Origin of the sequence: Clostridium sp. HGF2 (genome assembly GCF_964240115.1) — a bacterium.
Taxonomy (GTDB): Bacteria; Bacillota_I; Bacilli_A; order Erysipelotrichales; family Erysipelotrichaceae; genus Clostridium_AQ; species Clostridium_AQ innocuum.
The window spans coordinates 63,625-83,816 of sequence record NZ_CAXSSO010000004.1 but is presented as its reverse complement, the minus strand read 5'-3'; the positions used below and the strand labels follow the sequence as shown (position 1 = coordinate 83,816).

The following is a 20,192-nucleotide window of genomic DNA, read 5'->3' as shown; positions in this document are numbered from 1 at the left end:
TCAATAGAATGACTATGAAATAGATTGGCCTTATCGACTTCAGGCTAAATTTGCCTTTGGCTTATAACGACCGATATCTAGGACCCTTGACATGCCGATATCGGATAGATACACTAGATCCAAATGTATCGAAGCATGTAAATGGTCTTTGAACTGTAATAATCGTTCTTCCAATAGCATCATTTGCTGCTCATAGATCAAAGTGTCTGTTATATCTATATTTTGATAAAAGCCGACTTTCCCGTCGAACTTATAAACGATTTTTAGACCCGGATCTTCTGCCAGTATGAAGTCATGACTTTCTTCTCCCATGTGCCATATCTTGTATCGGCTATTTTCGTTTACGAAGGCTTTTACAAGCGCTGTGTGGAGCTCTTCGAATAGATCTATTTCTTCATCCTTACAAGATACCTGATATTCGATGGCATACGGTACGATGACAGGATCTTTTCTATCTCCGTTGTTATCCGGAAGTATGGATTGCGCCTTTAGACAATATGCTGAATATTGGGGAATATAGAGGTCTGTGAACCAATCATTCACTTTTCTGAACTCACGTGTTTTGAATATGAATTCATCTTTTGGATCACATACACATATATCTTCGATGGAACAGATCATCTCGACCTGTTTTTCTGAATATTTTCTATATTCCTGTTTTCTCATTACTACTGGGATGAACCTGTTCTTATCTGTGATCTGAAATCTCTCCGCACTGTTTTCTAGCTCATATTCAAAACGCCCTTCCTGTTGCGGATAGAGAAATGCAACTGCATATTCTTCCGATTGAAGGTTCCTTACGACCGGCGAACAGGATACCACATGTACTTCATCATGTTTACGATCATATGTGATCATTTTAGGAACGAATGTATCAGGTTCACATATGGGCGCAAAACAGCTCAGATATCCTTTGACTCTGATCCGATCACCTGGTCCTATGACCTTATTTCTGATCTGTTGCTTTATTTCTGAAAGAGGATATTCTTTCACAGTAACTATGCGGATCACATGGAAGATATGTTTGAATAAGTCCATGACCTTACCTCCCATCATTGTCCTATCTTTTGTGAAAAGCTACCTGGCAAGTTGCCAGGTACTGTCTTTTCCTGATGGATCTATCACGCTCGTGGACTACCTGTCATGAAAATTGATGTTTGAATGATAGGGAATAGATCCATGTGCCTGGTCTTCAATTCCTTGGTCATGCCATCTCCTTCAACTCGTTCTCTGTCGCAAGGACATGCAATGGGATATGACGGTCTCCACAGACGAACAATGCATCACCCATACGCAGCTGCTCGATCAGTCCTTTCTCATTCTCATTGACGGTGATGAACTTGCTCAGATCGTTGGTCCCGTCGCGCTCCAGATGCATGATCATCTTATAGACGCTGTTGTTGAAGATCGCTTTTCCATGTACGAGGATGTCTTTTCCCGCAAAGTCCTTCGGCTCCTGCGTCGCGATCGTACAGACATTGTGATACTTTCTGGATCTTCGCGTGTACTGTGCTACTCTTTCCGCACTCATCGGCGTCAGTATCTGCGTATGCGCCTCATCCAGAACGAAAGCAGACTCTACGGACTCATCCAGACACAACGACCAGGCAAATTGGTACATGATGTGATTCAGCGCATTGATCAATGTCAGCGGCTTCTCCAGCAGCATCTTCGTACCGAACGCGATGATTTCCTTCGATAAGTCCTCCTGACCCAGCGATGTATGTCCATTGAAGTAGATCGACCATTCTTTGAGCAGTGGCTTTATCTTCAGCCGCAGATCCCGCAGCAGCTCCAGCTCCTTCGTATCGGCATGCGGCTGCTTCTGACACTCCTCTATGCTCTTCTGCAGATGTACGTCGAGATCGGAGAAGGTCGGATATGCAGAAGCCGGAAGTCCACGGAAATCCGTTTCCGGCGTCAATCCATGATCGGCATACAGCATGACCATCTGATCTCCTACGATGGATAGGGTGTCATCACTGATAGAGGGTACGAGATAGCGCAGGATGATCTTGACATCATCGATACAGTTGTATATGGCAAGCTCTGTATCCCATTTGACGCTGGCGTCCTCATCCTCTTCCACGGAGATCGGCTTCAGATCGAAGACATTGATGATATGGCCTCGCCGCCCCCAGTTGATGAACGTACCTCCATAACGCTTCGTCAGGGAGTTGTTCTTGTTCTCCGGGTCTATCCAGATGATCTTTTTGTGTGTACGGATGTAGAAACGGATCAACAGCTTCATCAGTGTAGACTTACCGAATCCGGTACCTCCGACGATGACGAGATTCCCACTCAGGCGATTCAGTGCCCGGGCACTCATCGGGTCATCGAGCCATTGGAATTGATCGAATAGGATCGCTCCTTTATTCATCAGCTCATGTCCCAGCAGGAAGCCGTCACGATCCTTCAGTGTTTCGAATACGAACGGATAGAGACCGGCCAGACCTAGTGAAGGGAGCGGGATACCGATATTCTTTTCCACTTCAGCAGGGAGGAGACTGTCGACGAACAATGGGGAAGCGACCCGCATCAGATTCTCCTGCATGACGGGAGCACTGGTCAGCTTGAAGCCCTCTGCCCGTAAGCGGAGATTGAGATCCTGACATCGTTTGTTCACCTCCTTTTCTGTGTCAGCATAGACGCTGAAGACGATGGTGATGTTCCAGGTCACATCGTGATTATCGATGATCTCCTTGATGTAGGTATTCAATGAGATCAGCTCATTCTCCAGGATCTCTCTCCTCGTCGGGTCGTTCCCGCTCTTCTGATATTCTCTGCTCTTATCATTGTATTCCTTCTTCAGCATACCGGCACAGTCCAGATCCAACGGCTCCGTACGCATGAAGACCTTGATCTCCGGATTCGATACGTAGGAACTCAAGAGGCCGAGATCGAATTGCCGGGGGAGCTCAGTGACGAGCAGAGATTTGATATAACGGTCTCCCAGGATATAGTGGCCTCTTTGGATCTTCAGCCCAATCGGCTGGAACGTACTTTTTTTCTTCAACAGGTCATTGTTCCACATGTTCTCCCTCCTTCCGGAGTCTGTAATAATCATCATAATCGAAATCCGGTTCATGATAGTTGTCTTCCGATGGGAAGATATCCTCACTCTCCTCTGCCAGACAGCTGAAGATACCTCGTGAGAAATAATAATCATTGATCAGCGGATTCTCATACATATAAGCGACATAGTCGTAGAGATCGTGCATGCACAGGTCCTTCGTCCGAAAACCGGCATACTGAAGCTCTGCGACCAGTTCGTCATAGTTCTTCATCAGAGTCGTTTCATCCTCATCGCGCAGCATCAGAAAGAATTCCAGCTCACGATGCGTGTCCTGGAACCAAGTGACCTTTTCAAAATCATTTTGGATCATCGCACGGATGCGCGGATCCTCTTCCTGCGTCTCTTCCCGCAACAGCATCGAGATATGATCGTCGATCTGTACCGGTACGAATACGTAGCCCCAATAGATGGGGAAACGGATCTTATTGAAGATGATGCGCAGGTTGTTCACGATACGGGCCTGTACATAGCTCGTATCGATGAAGATGTTCCTGGGGGTGACCTTCAGACCGATGATACGCTCCCGTGTGCTGCCGTCTCTTATATGGATCGCATCTCCGTCGATCATCTCGATATCTGACCATTCCAATGCCGTGCTGCAATGTTTCTTTTGTTTCTCTGCCTGCTTCATGACCTTCTTTTCTGCTCTTCTTTCTTTATTCTTCTTTTTCTTCATATTTTACGATACCTCCCCATATATATTCCTTCTGTCGTCTGATATACAGATACTGTAGGTAGAAGAACACCAGGAAGTTGTGATAGATGGGAGGGAATGGCTGGATGAGCACGATTACGATCCCATAGAGCAGTAAGGTCAACATGAGGAGCGGGACGTTGACCGTATCTCCTGTCATATTGAAAAGGAATGCCGGGATGAAGAGCAGGGTCGCTATGGCGAACAGCGCGATGTCGATCCATCGGAACATCCCTCCCAGATGTCTTCCTTTCTTAAAATTCTTCGGTGAGTAGAATCTCATGGTCGTTCAAAGTCCTCCATTTCTCTCATATCCTGCATATCTCTTTTTTCTGCATGCGTGGAAGACAGCTCATCGGTGCGTTTCGGATGGATCAGATCCTGGAAACCGGCATGCATGTTCGAAAGATTCTGTGCGCGCGTATTCTTCGTTACATAGCGTCCTCCGCGGACGATGCTCTTCTGTCCCATCAGTCGATTACCTGCGGCCAGATAAGCCGATCTTCCTACTTTGGAGATGGTTCTCGCATGGAAGGTGGAGGAATCACCGACACGCCTTGCGGTCGTACCCTCACGACTCAGACGGATGCCTCCTTCATCCTGTGAAGCACCACCTGAGCTGACGTCATTTCCTTCGGCAGGAGTTCCGATATCAATCCCTTCACCATTATCTATGCGTTCACTGGATGCGCCTATATCTGTGCCATCTTCCATCGCACTATCATACCCTCCATCTGTAGAGACCGATGTCGGCGTATTTCCGAAGCCATAGGTTGGATTGCTCTTATCGATCGTGCCAGATGCGCCACCACCTGCCGGATTCGAACCTCTCCAGTAGCTCTTATCCATGCCTGCTTTTTCCAAAGCCAGGGAAGCGTCTCCTTTACTCATATCACTGATGTCGATTCCATACTTCCTCGCTGCCTGCGCTTGTTTCTCTGTATGTGGTTCGGAAAAAGCTCTTGGCGGGATGTTTCCTGCACCTCCGGATCCTGAACCATTTCCGGGACCGTTTCCCGGATCATATGCTCCTGTCATAGGATTGTTGGAGCCGATACCACCTCCATCCGGATAGTTACCGAGCGAGTTCAGGCCCAGCATCCTGCCGGCTCCATAAGTCCCCAGAGCTGCCGCTCCAGTGGCCATCCCGATTCCTTTTTGTCCGATCGCCTGTGTGACGCCCTTCAATGCGCTCATCGCCTGGAAGCCCTGCATCGTCATGAAGAGTCCCATACCATCCCCGCCGATGAGCTGAGCGACTTGACCGGGACCGACCAAGACAGCCAGCATGCCCCCCAGGAAGAAGATCCCCTGGCCGACGATGCCGAAGTTTTGTACCGTTTTAGAAGATGTGACAGCCATGACGAGCAACAGGATGATATACTGCAGGACATTCGAGATCAGATCAGCACTGATCAGTTTGACCCATAAACCAAAACTGCGATCATCCGGATTTATGATACCGGAAATCGGGTAGGGAGATATCAGGATCTTGACCGCGATGGAGATCATCCTCTGTGATATCTGTATCGCCATAAGCAGAAACATATAAGCTCCACATACCCCTTCTACGATCAGAAAGATCAGCATGGTGGTATCCGGAAAATAGATATAATCACCATCAGCTCCAATCAATGCAGAGGTGATATTGAAGAAGCCTCCTACAATCGGTACGCCGTCGAACCAATGATCCATACCGCCTTCCGTGGCGTTGATATCGATCAGCTGGTAGGGAGGATATTGACCATTGCTTGCGGAACTGATAAAGATCTGGGAAGGCATCCCTTCATATTCCTTGTACAGTTTGTCAACAATCTCCTGTTGAAGCTTGTTGTCTGTTTTTGGCTTCGTAGTCGCGAAATTGTTCTCTACTACGAAGGAATCCGGAACACTATCCATAACGACGCTCGTAAAAGCGGTGAATTCTTTGATCACCAGTGGAGTCATGGCAACGAAGAAAACGATTGCGATGATACGGAAGATCATCCGTAATCCGCTCAGCTTCCATACATATTCTTCATCGATAGTCGCTTTCAATAACATCGTGAAGGCTCTGAGCAGGGTGAACATCAGGAGGAACATCATCAGGATGTTCCACCATTGCCACACCGTTGAATTTGAGCCGATATCGAAGGAAAGGATCGGTCGTATGATGTTATATACACTATCGATGAGGAACATACTTCCTTTGACGAGTATCCACAAGACCCAGCGGACACCATCGATTACTAGATCCATACGATACCTCCTTTTTACATATTGTATATTTTATAGATCGTCGGGATCAGCTCGAGGACGACTGCGATTCCCCAGATGATCTTGAGCATCTTTAAGACAGGCTTTTGTTTCTTCTCATCTTCGTCCTTGACCATCCACGATAGACCATGAGCAGCACTTGCAATGACAGCAACGAGAGGTATCGCCCATAGGCAGATATCCGTAAAGGAATCCAACCAAGGCTTTGCCTCATTTTTCACTCCTGCAGTATTCGGTTTTGGCTTCGCCAATATAGGGGTCATCGTCGAATAGAAGGCGATGAGGATACCTGCAGTCGCAGGAGTCGGTTTTAATCTTTTCTTGAACATAGGGTATATCGTTTCCTTTCTTTCTTAATACTAAAAAAGACACATGATGTGTCTTCTTTCGGATATAGAGCCGCTGTATAAACACTCATACAGTGCAAAAAGCTTATACTACATCTTGACTGTTACTTGAGAGTAACAGTTCGTAGGATAAAAAAATCTTCTATTTTATATGTATCGCCTCCTTTCCCGTGATAAAATCTCTCTTATAAAGAAATGAGGAGTTATTTATGGAAGATTTTTTTAAATTTATAGATTCAAGTTTTATTATTGCTGTCCTCTCTGTTTTCTCAGTAGGTCAGATTTTAAATACTTTCATTAAATATCTATTGGACAGAAGACCGATGGTTTCAGAAATAGATAAGAAGATGTTTATGATATATAGTGAAATATACTATGCAGATATTGAAAATCCAATTTCCAAGGTGAAAAATAAGAATTGTATAGAAATATTTTTAAAGTTAAAATGAAACAATAGAAAATAATTACCATTTAGTAAATTATTTTGATAATATAACTCTTAAACTCTTACAAGCTTTGAAAGATTCTAAGAACCCCTCTGAAGCAGAGAAAAGAGCTACAACACTATTTTATAGAATCCAAAAACTATATGTTAAATATCAAAAAAGAATGGGGTATAGATTTCCTTTATTAAGAGAAATGATAATCGTTACATTGTATCGTATATGCTTTTTGTTATTTTTAACAATGTCTCTTATCGCTTTACTATACATAATATATTTGTTTTATGATTTAGGCATTTATAATGCTATCACAGATAGTCAATATGCTTTGATTCCTGCAATATTTGTTTATTCTTTTGGACTCACACTTTTTTTTTGCTTGGAAACTACAATAAAACAGCTAAAATAGTTCTTAAACAATTAGAGAATTTCCAACTTAATACACCGCAAAGCACAATATTAAATAGATCACCAAAAAAGAGGACTTCATCAAAATACACTTCATACAAATAATCTATCTTCTCAAGACATAAGGGAATGCGTTGATGTTTTTTCAGCTTTTCCCTTAGCCACAGCAGCCAATTTGGGATATTTCGTTTTATATATTCAACAATATATGTGAATCCAAGAATAAATACTAATGATCCCAAATAAGATATGCCACTTATTATAGCTTTATTTGCTAATTTAGAGGAAGTAATTGCTATATATAGATTACCAAAAACAAGCATTCCATATACTAATGAAGCGGGGATACCTATAACTTTTATCAAACTTAGATTCTGTGCTTTCTTATCTCTATTCATATTTATCATTTTTTACTCACTTTCTTTATGAGGTAAACAAGGGGTAAATCACGCTATATAGGTTTTATAGACTGGTAAGCGGAATCGTGTGTTGGATGTCAATAGTTCGGTTGACTTGATAATAGAAAAAGGGAAGTACTGTTGTTTTGCACTTCCCATACAATTCTCCTACTAACTAATGATATTCTACTGACATCATTTTACTGATCAAATAGCATCTATGATGTCCATTGCCCCGAGCATCATAAATTTTAATTATGACATCCTCTTGTCCGATATATTTTTCCACAAAATCTTTATCATAGCCAGAATCATCAGAAAAGTTCTTTTTGTAAATTTCAAGATACTCTTTATTTTTGATAATGACTTCTCCATTGATTACAACGCAGTTCCAATATATCTTTGTTTCTCTCAGATGTTTTCTGAATATCAATATTATATCACATAACAGAAATATCAAAATGTAAAATATTATCAATTTGACTATGATGATACCTAAAATCTGCATATTTCTCTTCCTTTCCATATACCTTAGACAGGGGATAAGAAGTATGTATCACATCCTTCATGTAAATCTTATTTTGTGGTGAAATTACTATCTGTTAGAATCCAATATTCGGGGATCTTCATAAGCATTCTGATAGGAAATAGCTAGTAGGAAGGATTCCCGGAGCTTTTTTGTAAAAGCCGTCAAGTATGTCTTCGACCATTTCAATACTCCTTCTGACCTTCATATCGATAAGGATCGCTCCATGATGATGTACCTCTTCTTCAAATGAAAGAGGGAAATGCAGGTATCTGCATCTCCCTTGAGAAAAGGCAGACTACTGTTCTGATTTCTTCGTTTTTCTGCGTTTATGAGACACGAAGATGAGTGCTGCACCTGACAGTGTTACGACACTGAGCAGGATCCCAGTCGCTGTCGTATCCCCTGTAACGACCCCACCGGATAACGGTTTATCTGCATAGATGATTGTGCGCAGCTTGTCATCACCATTGACCCATTCGTCATCGATCGTGACCTTCACGACTTCATCGGATAACTGATAACCGGCCGGTGCTTTCGTCTCTTTGATGAAATACGTACCGTAGATCAGATCATCGAACAGTGCGATTCCGCTCTTCGTATCCGTCTTTACACTGCGGATTTTCTTCGTGCATGCTGCGTCACTATACAGCGTAAACTCTGCGGCCTTCAGGATGTCCTTATGATCATAATAATCGACCTTATTGACTTTGATATAGGAGCGGATCATTTTATCTTTCATCGTGACCTTCTGGCCGTCTCCTGCGGTAAAGGTGATCTCTTCTGCGATCTCATATCCATATGGTGCAGAGATTTCTTTCATTACATAGGTTTGACCCTCGCTCAGTCCTGTGATCGTGTGCTGCTCTTCTGTGGATACCCACTGATCTATGATATTGCCATCTTTGTCAATGATCTGCAGTTTAGCACCGGGTAATTCTTTTTCGCCGGTCTCATCGACTTTAGAAAAGTGCATCTCTGTTTGTCTGTTGCTCATGTCGATCGTCTGTACATCGTTCGTATCACGTACGATGAAGATGATATCCTCAGCTTTTGTATAACCGGCAGCTGCTTCCAGTTCCCGCAACGTATATTCCTGTCCGACAACCAGCTTGGTGATATCATGAGGCTTTTCATCTGTGATCCACTCATCAACGGTCTTTCCGTCTTTGTCAATGATGGCCAGTCTGTTGCCTGGTAACTGCTTACCTTCTTCATCCGTCTTGATGATCTGTAACTTCGTTATATCATCCTTCATGACGACCTTCTGGATCTCACCAGTATCTTTGATCGTGAACGGTACATCGGTAGCTGTCGTATAACCTGATGCCGGGATCTTTTCAGATAGTACATAGTCTCCAACAGGCAGCATCTCGATGAGATGTGGTTTATCTGTGGATATCCATTCCTCTATGATCTTTCCGGCCTCGCTCTTTATCTGCAGCGTAGCGCCCGGAAGTTCTTCCTCGTTCGTGATATCCACTTTAGAGATCTCGACCTTTGTCGTTTCATTCTGATACTCTGCTGTGAATTTCAAGACTGCATTGTTTTGATTCGTATACTTTGTATCAAAATAATAACGCACTTCCTGACCACTCGCATAACCTGCAGGAGCTTTCGTTTCCGTTGCATAGAATAGGCTATTGGTGTCACCGATGAGTCTTACATCCTCAATGACTGTTTGACTGAATCCTGGATCTATATCTTCATCTTCGATTTTCTCAATCGGCATTACACCATATTCTGGAGTAAGATCATTAGGCAGGTCTGCAGTAAATGTGGCTCTACCATCTTCGCCGGTTACCACCGTTTCAATTTTTTCACCGGCTTTTACGATCACATCGCCGTCATAGTTGTACACGTCTCTGTTTGCATATAGCGTGATTTCAGCGCCGACTAGCAGCTGTTGGTCATCTGCGTCCTTTTTGACAGCCTGTACTTCAACTTTCTGACGTTCATTTTCATAAGTACCGGCATCTCCGAATACGATCGCTGTATTCTGATCCTCATAGACGAGCTCGACTTCTCTGATATCATCGGAATGCGTGAATCCGTTTGGAGCAGTTTTTTCCGAAACTTGATATTTACCCAAAGGGAGCAGCTTGGTCTGTGCTTCACCTGCAGCATCGGTCGTTATCGTATCTACCAGATCGCCTTTGTGATATAGGATATCGCCCTGATTATCTGGAGATGAGATATCTTCCGCTGCCTTGACTTCGAACACAGCACCCTTCAATTTCCGCATTTCATATTTGAACTTCGTATTGCCATGATCATCAGTTTCTGCAGAAGTAAGGACCTCTCCCTGTTTTACGACTGCGATACGTCCTTTTACTGAAGTATCCTGTTTAGTGACAGTGATGACCGGTGTAGCACCGTCTGGAAGTGTCTCATATGCTGTATTGCTTGATACTTTAAATTTAACTGGAGCGATATTCAAAACATAACCATTTGGGGCAGTGATTTCTTCTAATTGATAATCACCTGGATCCAATTCTTTTCCAGTCATTACAGTACCGGATCCATCCGTCGTCCAGGTATTGACCTTATGAGGTATAGGGGTCCAATCCCAATATTCTACATACTCGTTTTTATCCAAGTTTTTAATCTTGAAAGTTGTTCCGGCAAGTGTAATTGTTTTACCAGTTTCTTGATCAACCTTTACAGCTTTAACCACAGCACGAAATTTTGCATCATTAAAGATACGCCAAGGCTGAGGATCACGGCTATCTTCAGAAATAGTTACTGTAAAATCAGGAACTTTATAGTGATCATCCGGGACCTTAGTTTCACGCACAACATACGTAGCATAAGGAAGCTCATCAGATACCGCCTGTCCATTTTTATCAGTCACAAGGACTTTTGCTGTCTGTCCCTTTGCATTTTTAGCAATAGGAGCTTTTTCCCAACTTCCGTATGCATCTATATCCTTTTTGGATTTAACGGTAAATTCGACACCGGCCAGCTTATCAGCTTCACCGGCACCATTGTCTGATATCTTGATAATGGAGAATGCCTGAGCCTTGACACGTTCCTTGACCGTTTGTTTCTTTGTAACGATTTCCACACTTTGTCCTGCATAATCGATAGATACATCATACTTTGTAGGATCTAACGTATATCCAGTACTTGGCGTCTTTTCCTGAAGGGTATATTTACCTAAGTAAAGATTACTTACAGACGCTTTTGCATTGGCATCCGTCGTCAGTGAAGTGACTAATGCACCTTTCGCATATTTGACAGATCCGTCGGCAGGATCTAGGATATTTTCTTTTGCCTTCAGCTCATATACCGCACCTTTTAAGGTAGCTTCTCCTTGTGCGGCAGAACCGGTGACGTTGTCTTCTTTTGTGAGCTCTAAGCGGCCGGTCTGTCGTTCATCTTCACCAGTCACTGTGATCTTTTGTTCGTTGCTAGTGATCGTAACAGGGTAGGAAGTCTTGTTTAAGATATATCCTGATGGAGCGATGACCTCACGCACGGTGTATTGCCCGAATCTTAGATAACCCGATTCTACATAGCCTGTGGCAGTTGTCACGAGTCTTTCTAACTCCTGGCCTTTATCATTGTAGATGGCATAGGTAGCACCTGCGACCTGTTTTCCAGATTTAGGGTCGATCTTACGCAGCTGCACCTTACCTTTGACCCAGTTATTACGTGCAGTATAGGTTGTCGTCTGATTAGCTTCGACAGTTACTTCACGGATGGTAGTGTCGAGTACCAGGTGACTAGGGACTGCAGTTTCCTGCACATAATATTTCTGTGGTAACAGGTTATTGACAGTTACAGTACCATCGCCCCCTGTTTTGTAAGTTCCGATAGGAGAGGACATGTCTGCATTTTTAGACACTTTGAAGGAAGTATTCGGAACTACCGCTCCATCTTCGTCCTGCTTTGTGATTTTCAGTGATCCGTACTTATTAACTTTGACATCAATAAAAGTAGACAATGGGTCCTTTACAAAAAACTTAACCATATCCTGAGACCCTGCCTTCTGATATACAAGGCTGGTCCCTACACATTCATCTGGAACTTTATTGTATTTTACTTTAGAATTATCTTTGGATTCTTCCGTCGCAGTAATGGTGAGTTTATTACCATCTTTTTTTACCTTCAATCCATCAGAAGCTATAAAATTAAATTCATTAAATACGCCATTTGTGTCAGTGAGTGTAATACTTTCCCCGACATTTAAAGTGATTTCTTCCCTGTGAAAAGAAGGTCGAATGGAATGACTATCAACAGCTTTCTGAATTTTAGATTTATACCCACTATAGTCGAAACCGGAAGCAGTAACACTCCACCCCATCTTTTCCCAAATCATTAAATTCGTTGTAAATTTATAGTATGTGACATCTGATTTGTTTCTGTTTTTATAATAGCCTTCATATGCTATAACAGAAAGCTCATGTCTAAGGGAGGCATTAAATTCACTTTCAGCATATCCTCCACCTGCGATCACTTCTGCCTGTGGATCTATACAGAAAACCACATCTCCATCCATCTTTAATGTGAAACCCTGTCCCCAAGCTGATTGAGAGCCTTTAGTAACCTGATAGGAAATACCATCTATAAATGTCTTAGTGGCCGTGTGATCTGCGGCATAGATTGGTAACTGCATATTTGTTAATACAGTCAAAACAGTTAAGATACCTATAGCTGCATCTCTTATTCTATTTTTTATTTTTCGTATCATTTGCTTTCCTCACTTTCTGTAAACACGAAAAAAGGCCAGTGACTGGCCTTTTACTATCTTATATTCGTATAGGGCCTTACGGCCCTGAATCTACCAACCTTATAGTAACTCATCTTTTCTCCTTTCTACGCATACTTATAGTAACTCATCTTTTCTCCTTTCTACGCATAAAGGACAGATTTCTAATCTGTCCTTTTCATTTCTCTATTAAATTTTCAAAATAGTGACTATTTTGGTATTTTTGTGTATAATATAGATGAGATATCTTATCTCAGTGAAGATAGAGATAGTTTGAAAGTAATCGCCCCTTGACTTTTGACCGAGCTCGGGGCGATTACTTTTTTAGTATCTTGATCGTTTCCTTTATTGTTAGCACAATAAGAAGAATGATATACAAGTCTAAATTCATGTAATCACCTCCAGTATTGGAACCGAAAGGGTCTACTTCCAATAAATTGAGGTCTATCACTATCTTCGCTTTCAATTATACTATAGTTAATATTTAAAATAAATTTCTTTTTAATAAAAGTCTACTGTCCAAACATCATTACGTTCACCACAATTATCATAAACTGTCCATGCATGATATCCGTCATATCCTTTTTTTCCCCATGGTCCTTCACCATAATTCAATTGTTCATTTGCGTATGCATCTGCTGCAGCTTCAGAATAAAACACTTGTCCGCTATTTCCTATAGCACCAAACTTTCCGTCAGAAACACATGCATTAGGCTGTTCTGCTGGTGTGGAGGTTCCAGAATTTCCTGAAGATGATCCTCCTGATGTTGTACCACTTTGTCCACTGGATCCTGAACTCTGATTGGATTGTGCAAGAGAGGAAGGGGAAACTGCCTGCGTCTGTTGGCCAGTGCTGCTGTTCTGAGAAGTTGCGGCCTCAGAATTTTGTTCTGTCGTTGCTTTCTTCTCAACTTTATTCTTCACAGTGACCTTGAATGTTTTATCTGTAGTATTTCCATTTGCATCGAACGCTTTGACAACTACTTCATAGGTACCTGCTTTCTTCGTATCCAGCTTGCCCTTGTCAATATAGTATCCGGATTTCTTGATTTCCTTGTCACTGTACTTCAAGCTGCCATCGACGGGATCCTTTACAGATTTTACATTGTCCTTCAATGTCAGCTTATCTCCGGCTGTGATCGTGATCTTATCCTTCTTCAGTACGATTTTTGGTTTTTTGGTATCTTTGACAGTTATCTTGATTTCCTTTTCTGTAGATTTATCACCATCTGTAAATGTGACTTTCAGCGTCTGGTCTCCGACTTTCTTTGCATCATATCCGGAAACCTTGTCGACTTTGACATTCTCGTCTGACTCCTTTGCGTCATATAGTTTATCGTTATCCAGCTTATCACCGTACTCTACAGTCAGCTTCTCTGGCGTTTTGACCTGTAGGTCTTTGACACAGCCCGTCAATATCAATGCTGCCACTGCTATCATACTTAATAACTTTTTCATTTTCTAAATCCTCCTCATCACCCATTTAGACTTTTTTATCGATTTATTTTTTCTTTCGTTTTGCAAAATATTTTTTTATGAATTTCTGTTCGAATTTTTCTTCTTTTTCATATGCCTGTTGGAAAGCAGATAGCCTTCTGCTTTTTCCTCCAAGCATTTCTTCAACATGGCAAGTTGCCATGTTGTTTGAAACATCGTCCGTCAAGCCTCTTTCCAAAGCATCTCTACATCTTTACCACTGTGTGTTAATGCGATATGGATGATCTGTCCGCTCAATGTGATATCATAACGATTCATTTCGATCTGTCGTAAAGCTTCCTCACATTTTTCTTTCAACAGTTTCGGATGCTTGTCATATTCTTCTTTCTTTAAATACTTTAATTCGATGATATAGGAAGGAAACTTACTCGTCTTGCTTTGTAGGACGATATCGTATCTGCCTTTTCCAGCCTCCTGATTACTCTTTACCTCATAATCTGCATATAGGCAGGCACACATCCCTAATAGAAGAGTATGGTAACTGTTTTCACTGATCAGATCATGATAACTTGTAGAATTCAATAGGAAGTCTCGGTAGTTTTCTATGAACACATTAGGTTCTTTATCGTATAAGCCTCTCATCATCATAGTGAAAATATCATAGTCTTTATTCAAATAATTTAGAGTAAGTCTCTGAAACTCCTCTGCGACCTCATTGTTTGGAATCTCCAATAAATACGTGCTCGATTTTTCTTGTTTTATTGTCAGATATCCTGCATTCACGAAAAGACCCCATAGACTTACAGCATCTGATTCTTCATAAAAACATTTTTGAAGATCCATTACGGTCTCTACCTGTTTTTTTTCTATCAATTCTTCATACTTGGTTTCGAATCCGGATTTATGTTCACCGTGTGTTTCTGGTTTTTTCCTTATTTCCTCCATTGCTTTTTTTATAAGCTGATTAGAGCTTACGTTCACCCAATAGGGAATCAGCTTATGATTCTTCGCATAATTGAGGATAGACCAGGGATTATAGATTTCTGTTCCACCGATATTATAGCCATCATACATTGCCTTCACTTCATCAGAGCATTCTAAGCCATAATACTTCAATAGGATATCCACTTCTTTCTTCACGAATCCAAAGTGTTGGGAATAGGCTTTATCACTTACAGTCCGTACCTCCGGGTTGTTCAATCCGGAAAAGATATTTTCCTTTGCGACCCGCTGTATCCCGGTAAGCATAGCATTTTGCAAATTCGGATTATCTTTCAGTGCACTGCTGAGCAATCCTGCAAGTGCGGAGTGTATCTCGCTATAAACATTTCCGACATGCGCTTCTATAAACGGTGTGTCATATTCGTCTATGATGAGCATCACTTTCTTTCCGTAATATTGATGACACTTCTCCATGAGATATGCTATCGCCTGGTCGATCGTTTCTAAGCTTCCATCATCTAAGCTTGATAATCCTTTCATGATCAAGTCGAACTTTGGTTTATCGAACATATCCGGATCTTTCAATAGGTGGGCGTTACATCTGTAGGCTGTCAATAGCTGTTCCTTTATACATTTTACGATTCTCATCTGACTGCCTTTCGCATCCGCAAAGCTCAGAAAGATCGTAGGATATTGGTTCATCTCACGAATATATTCCGTATCCATGATCGCAGTATCCTTGAAGATATCCTTTGAATCCTTTGTGATGTCGAAGAATTCTGCCATCATACTCATGTTCAATGTTTTCCCAAAGCGTCGAGGACGGGTCACCAGTGTTACTTCTGCGCCACTATCCAAAAATTCTTTTATCAATAAGGATTTATCGACGATATAATAATCTCCTGTTTTCAATTTTCGATAATCTGAGATACCGATTGGTATCCGTTTCAAACCTGTCGGTCCATGTTCGACTATTTTTTTGTTTTCGTTCATATTTTTTCTCCATGCGGTCTCTCCGCTGTCTACTCCTACATGGCAACTTGCCAGGTAGCTGATCTTGCTTGTTTTTTTACTTTATATCAGGTCACTTTAAAGTGATTCCTGTTTTTTCTTCTACTGATTCCACATACGTATCTACGTCGATATAACCTTTTGAAAGATCCTCTGCTTTGCCCATGACTTGAGAAAGCACATACTCGATATCTTCCTTTGGTACGCCTGCCTCAAATAATACCTCTGCCACGGTTGATGCATAGATCCTGCTGGTCGTTTCTACCAGCTGCTGTTCCCGCATCTGTTGCAGTTGCACATCTCTTCTACTCATCGCATCTTCCTTCTTTCTGGCTACCGCTGTGCTCTTCTATACCCGGCTGCCTGTGCCTCTTCTTCACTGTTGAATATGATCAGATTTTTTGAGTCCTCCATATCATCATAGGATCGTTGGCCGGGACAGTGATAGATCTTCGAATCCTTGTTTCCGCGTATCTCCACATCGGTATCGTTTTGCTCTTTTTCTACTCCTTTTTCCAAATGACTCTCTCCGGTGATATAGTCGATCGTAATACCGGGCTGTACATTGTATACGAAGACATTGAACCGGATACCTTCTCCATGGTCTTCCACCGACTGCGCTTCCATCTGTACACCGGATGCTACGAGGTCATCACCTTCAAATATCGGAGTGACCCGATACAGTACGTGGTTATTCGTTTCCTGGATATGATCAGCAACCATATCTTCAAATGGCAGCATACCTTCCATGTTCATATACCGAGTACCGGTTATCAGATTCTTCTCGTTGGCATTTTCACCGGTCAGCTGGAATCCGATCAGATGGCACCGGTTATAGAGATATTTCCCATCTATCAGGTCATCATACCTGACGGTATGCCAGCCGGAAGGCTTTATCATTCCGATGGAGCCTCGTTCTTCTGTAGGCATCAGATCTTTTCCGATGTTTGCCATCGCAGCTCCGCACCGGCCTAGCTCATCCAGCTCACTGTAGTTCTCATACGATTTCGTAGACAGCTCATCTTCCATGAAAGCCGGTATATTGCCGTCGATTTCCACATACGGTGTACCGGAGTAAGCTGGAATTTCGGAGATATCGATGTATGATATATCTTGTTCGTTCTTCGTGCTATGCGGTGAACAGCCTGTCGATGAAAGGACGAGCAAGGAAGACAATAGTAATTTGATGATCGTTTTCATGATCTTTTCCCTCATTTCTGTACCTGGCAACTTGCCAGGTCAGGTTCAGACACTCTTTTCCAACTAAATTCTACTATAGTAGAAGTTCAAAGACAAGTGTTTACCCGCTCTGCCTATCTACGATTTCTTTCATTTTCTTTCTTTGTTTTGCTTTTCTCATCCTTCGATATAGCAGGAACGTTATGGCAAGGACGATGATCAGTAGGAGGGATAGAGTCGCAAGTCGTATACTATCGTACAGGAACTGCAGTGTGATAATCGTGAGAAGGATGAGTACGATGACACCCACGGTTATCCATAAGAGATGACATAATACTTTTTTTGTATACGACGCTCCGTGAAAGCCGGAGATTCGTGCATGGTCCTTCCTCATGAACTTCTCTAGTCTATCAGGATCCATAGGATAACACCTTCTCTTTCTCCAGTTCTGTAATGAGCATCTGCTCTAGCTGTATGTCCGCTTCCTCCTGCATCCATCGCATGTCCTCCGTGTTCAAAGCAGGGCGGAAAGGGAGAGTAGGGTCCAGTGCTGCTCGTTTGTCCCATAGCTCCAGTGTTAGATCGTCTTTATCGATGATTCCCTCCAAACTGTTTTCATCCAGGTCTTGTGAAGCTAACCACTCATCACAGCGATCCTTCAGTATCTCGCTGATCTGTCCTTTTTGGACATATTCGTGATAGCGGGATAGGACAGGTTCCATATCTTCCTTCGTGTATACGTTCAGATCAGAAACTGTGACACCTTCGATTCCTATCATCTTCAAGAGCTCAGTGCCGCTTCCTTTTGCTATCGGAAGACCATCATATAAGAGGACCTGAAGATGGGTGCCATCTTCCTGGATCTCTTCTGTCAGCGTGTAACCTTTATGTGCACGTACGTACGCTTCCAATAGTCCTTCCTGTACTTTCTTTGGCATCTCCTTATGCTGGAGAATGTTGACCAGATCCGTTGCGATCTTTCGTGCCTGCGCAAGGGAATAGACAAGTCCCGGCAGCAACTTATGCCCGAGCAGTTGAAGTGCGTCGTCCTTTTCGTCATAGAGATCCATAGCTTCGTCCTGAAGCCGGACTGTTATGCTTTTCATTTCCTTTGGATCCTGTATTCTATATTCGACCAGATTCTTATGCCAACCCTTACGCTGTATATCCGGTTCATCATCGATCAACAGCATCACTTTTAGCCCTTCACTCTTAGTGAGATCATATGCTACTCTGAGATCTGATAAAGATAGAAAGCAAACACCATCTAAAGATTCTTTTCGCAGTCTGTCTATGACCTCGTCACTGACGCAGCGTAGATAATAGTCTTTGACTCCCGGATACTTACGTTCACAGTTCGTATTGATATATCCTTTTCTGCTTTTTAAGTCATTCATTGCTTTCAAGCACCTCCTTTTCTATCTACCTGGCAATTTGCCAGGTAGATACAAGATCCTTTGTCATTCTAAAGATTTATGGTCATCTTCATACGTCATCTCATGATCTCTGCTCATGGTTTTATATCCGAACATTCTGTCAGCTTCATCACTCGCTCTGCAAAGAGCATAGGACAATATGATGAAGAGGGAAACGATCATCCCTATAAAAAGTATCGATATCATGCTTCTCCCTCCTGTGTTACATAGCAGTTTGCTAAGTAATTCATTGTTATTGAGACTTTATGACAATCTTTGATGAACACTTTTCTCATAGTCGTCCAGCAGTTCTTCTGTTGACTTTAGAATATCTGATTGCCATGCAGCTAAATTTATCAGACGATTTTTCTGAAGCTTTCTGCCATAAAGTCATACAGTCCAATTTCATCAAGGTCTATCGTTTGCATGTCGGATGCATGGACATTGCTTATGACTGTTAATATTTCGTCATATATATCTGGAGCAGCTGTCTTATCAAGGTAGGGAATCAAAATCTCCTGTAGTTTATTTTCTACATCGAGCAGATATTTCAAATCACAGTACATTGCAGTTCTCCATGTTTCCAGATAAAAATAGAATTTCATTTTTCGTGCAGAGTTTTTGAATACAAAGGGCAGATGCGACATTATTTTGCAGATCGTATCAGGTTCATACATTTTCATATAAGCCAGAAATTTATTCGTCAGAACAGAATATTCCTGATGTATAGAGGAGAGATTTGTAAAATCAATATGCACATGTTCGCTGGCCTCTTTTTCCTCGCGCATATCTGCTGCAATTTTGCCTAATTCATTGAAATAGGTTGCAATAAGCTTTTTTGATGCATACATTTCATCACGTATCGATTGAAATAATGTCCATCTCATTTCAATCGTAGATTGTTTTTTGTAGAGCACTGTGGATGTAATCCAGGTAAGTACTGCTCCCAAAAGCGCCGAAACCATGATCGTTATAATTTCCATGGAAGATACCTCTTTTCTTTTTGAAAGAAGTATATCACAAATGATTATCCATGTGATCAGTAGTTGTATATTTACAAAAGTGAATTTTTTCATACTTTTTTTTGAATGACTCCATGTTTTTTTCACACCTTCTGTTCTTCCTTATGGTTTGGATCGATCATCTGGCAACTTGCCAGGTGATGTCTTACTTTATCACGATCTGCCATTTTGCATGATACAGCGCTTGGATATGCCTAGGCAGACCATAGAACCAAGTCTTGTCGACGGTTACGATATTCCCGTTCTCCTTGTTTCTCAGTACCAGATATTTCTTTTTCTTCATTCGATTTCCAAGATCACAGTGGAGCGTCAGAGTTCTTATAG

General features: G+C 42.0%; 19 protein-coding genes. 1 reads left to right on the top strand and 18 read right to left on the bottom strand.

Translation table 11 applies throughout. The features are described from left to right. Positions 1-39 precede the first annotated feature (39 nt). The 6 genes from ACESPQ_RS08600 to ACESPQ_RS08575 form a co-directional block, all read right to left on the bottom strand. The gene (locus ACESPQ_RS08600; RefSeq protein WP_257337767.1) at positions 40-1,038 is read right to left on the bottom strand and encodes a hypothetical protein; all 999 of its coding nucleotides are present in this window, start codon (positions 1,036-1,038) and stop codon (positions 40-42) included. Positions 1,039-1,204: 166 nt separating this feature from the next. Next, positions 1,205-3,034 (bottom strand): VirB4 family type IV secretion system protein, encoded by a 1,830-nt coding sequence (locus ACESPQ_RS08595; RefSeq protein ID WP_109771591.1) that lies wholly within the window; start codon positions 3,032-3,034, stop codon positions 1,205-1,207. Continuing rightward, positions 3,021-3,752 carry a hypothetical protein gene (locus ACESPQ_RS08590; RefSeq protein WP_257337764.1) on the bottom strand — a complete coding sequence of 244 codons (732 nt, stop codon included), beginning with the start codon at positions 3,750-3,752 and terminating at the stop codon, positions 3,021-3,023. Before ACESPQ_RS08590 ends, ACESPQ_RS08595 begins: the two co-directional genes overlap by 14 nt. Next, a complete protein-coding gene (locus tag ACESPQ_RS08585; protein ID WP_109771589.1) occupies positions 3,733-4,053 on the bottom strand; it encodes a hypothetical protein in 321 nt (106 codons plus the stop codon). The genes ACESPQ_RS08590 and ACESPQ_RS08585 overlap by 20 nt, the downstream gene beginning before the upstream one ends. Further along, on the bottom strand, positions 4,050-6,008 hold the full coding sequence (locus tag ACESPQ_RS08580; RefSeq protein ID WP_373144260.1) for a hypothetical protein: 1,959 nt from the start codon (positions 6,006-6,008) through the stop codon (positions 4,050-4,052). Before ACESPQ_RS08580 ends, ACESPQ_RS08585 begins: the two co-directional genes overlap by 4 nt. Positions 6,009-6,022: 14 nt before the next feature. Beyond that, positions 6,023-6,355 (bottom strand): hypothetical protein, encoded by a 333-nt coding sequence (locus ACESPQ_RS08575; protein ID WP_002610766.1) that lies wholly within the window; start codon positions 6,353-6,355, stop codon positions 6,023-6,025. A gap of 227 nt (positions 6,356-6,582) precedes the next feature. Here ACESPQ_RS08575 and ACESPQ_RS08570 point away from each other — a divergent pair, with 227 nt between their 5' ends. Then, a complete protein-coding gene (locus tag ACESPQ_RS08570) occupies positions 6,583-6,822 on the top strand; it encodes a hypothetical protein (protein WP_373144259.1) in 240 nt (79 codons plus the stop codon). 380 nt (positions 6,823-7,202) lie between these two features. Here the strand turns inward: ACESPQ_RS08570 and ACESPQ_RS08565 are convergent, their stop codons facing one another. The 12 genes from ACESPQ_RS08565 to ACESPQ_RS08510 all read right to left on the bottom strand — a co-directional run bounded on the left by ACESPQ_RS08565 (position 7,203) and on the right by ACESPQ_RS08510 (position 20,151). After that, positions 7,203-7,631: a hypothetical protein gene (locus tag ACESPQ_RS08565; RefSeq protein ID WP_002610768.1), complete on the bottom strand. Its 429-nt coding sequence runs from the start codon at positions 7,629-7,631 to the stop codon at positions 7,203-7,205. 166 nt (positions 7,632-7,797) lie between these two features. Further along, the gene (locus ACESPQ_RS08560; protein ID WP_002610772.1) at positions 7,798-8,130 is read right to left on the bottom strand and encodes a hypothetical protein; all 333 of its coding nucleotides are present in this window, start codon (positions 8,128-8,130) and stop codon (positions 7,798-7,800) included. A gap of 316 nt (positions 8,131-8,446) precedes the next feature. Then, a complete protein-coding gene (locus tag ACESPQ_RS08555; RefSeq protein ID WP_117444936.1) occupies positions 8,447-12,844 on the bottom strand; it encodes a SpaA isopeptide-forming pilin-related protein in 4,398 nt (1,465 codons plus the stop codon). A 519-nt stretch (positions 12,845-13,363) separates the two neighbouring features. Continuing rightward, positions 13,364-14,320, bottom strand: a complete 957-nt coding sequence (locus ACESPQ_RS08550; RefSeq protein WP_373144257.1) for a flagellar biosynthesis protein FlgM — start codon at positions 14,318-14,320, stop codon at positions 13,364-13,366. 201 nt (positions 14,321-14,521) lie between these two features. After that, complete coding sequence (locus ACESPQ_RS08545; RefSeq protein WP_002611214.1) at positions 14,522-16,234, bottom strand: AAA family ATPase; 1,713 nt, start codon at positions 16,232-16,234, stop codon at positions 14,522-14,524. Positions 16,235-16,325: 91 nt separating this feature from the next. After that, complete coding sequence (locus ACESPQ_RS08540) at positions 16,326-16,565, bottom strand: hypothetical protein (RefSeq protein ID WP_002611217.1); 240 nt, start codon at positions 16,563-16,565, stop codon at positions 16,326-16,328. Between the two features lie 20 nt (positions 16,566-16,585). After that, positions 16,586-17,452, bottom strand: coding sequence for a DNA/RNA non-specific endonuclease (locus ACESPQ_RS08535; protein ID WP_002611219.1), 867 nt, complete (start codon positions 17,450-17,452; stop codon positions 16,586-16,588). A 100-nt stretch (positions 17,453-17,552) separates the two neighbouring features. Beyond that, complete coding sequence (locus tag ACESPQ_RS08530) at positions 17,553-17,852, bottom strand: hypothetical protein (protein ID WP_109771466.1); 300 nt, start codon at positions 17,850-17,852, stop codon at positions 17,553-17,555. Continuing rightward, positions 17,842-18,828 (bottom strand): hypothetical protein, encoded by a 987-nt coding sequence (locus ACESPQ_RS08525; RefSeq protein WP_257337758.1) that lies wholly within the window; start codon positions 18,826-18,828, stop codon positions 17,842-17,844. Before ACESPQ_RS08525 ends, ACESPQ_RS08530 begins: the two co-directional genes overlap by 11 nt. 63 nt (positions 18,829-18,891) lie before the next feature. Next, positions 18,892-19,053: a hypothetical protein gene (locus tag ACESPQ_RS08520; RefSeq protein WP_002611225.1), complete on the bottom strand. Its 162-nt coding sequence runs from the start codon at positions 19,051-19,053 to the stop codon at positions 18,892-18,894. 149 nt (positions 19,054-19,202) lie between these two features. Next, the gene (locus ACESPQ_RS08515) at positions 19,203-19,829 is read right to left on the bottom strand and encodes a hypothetical protein (RefSeq protein WP_002611226.1); all 627 of its coding nucleotides are present in this window, start codon (positions 19,827-19,829) and stop codon (positions 19,203-19,205) included. 184 nt (positions 19,830-20,013) lie between these two features. Then, positions 20,014-20,151, bottom strand: a complete 138-nt coding sequence (locus ACESPQ_RS08510) for a hypothetical protein (RefSeq protein ID WP_002611501.1) — start codon at positions 20,149-20,151, stop codon at positions 20,014-20,016. Between the last annotated feature and the right edge of the window lie 41 nt (positions 20,152-20,192).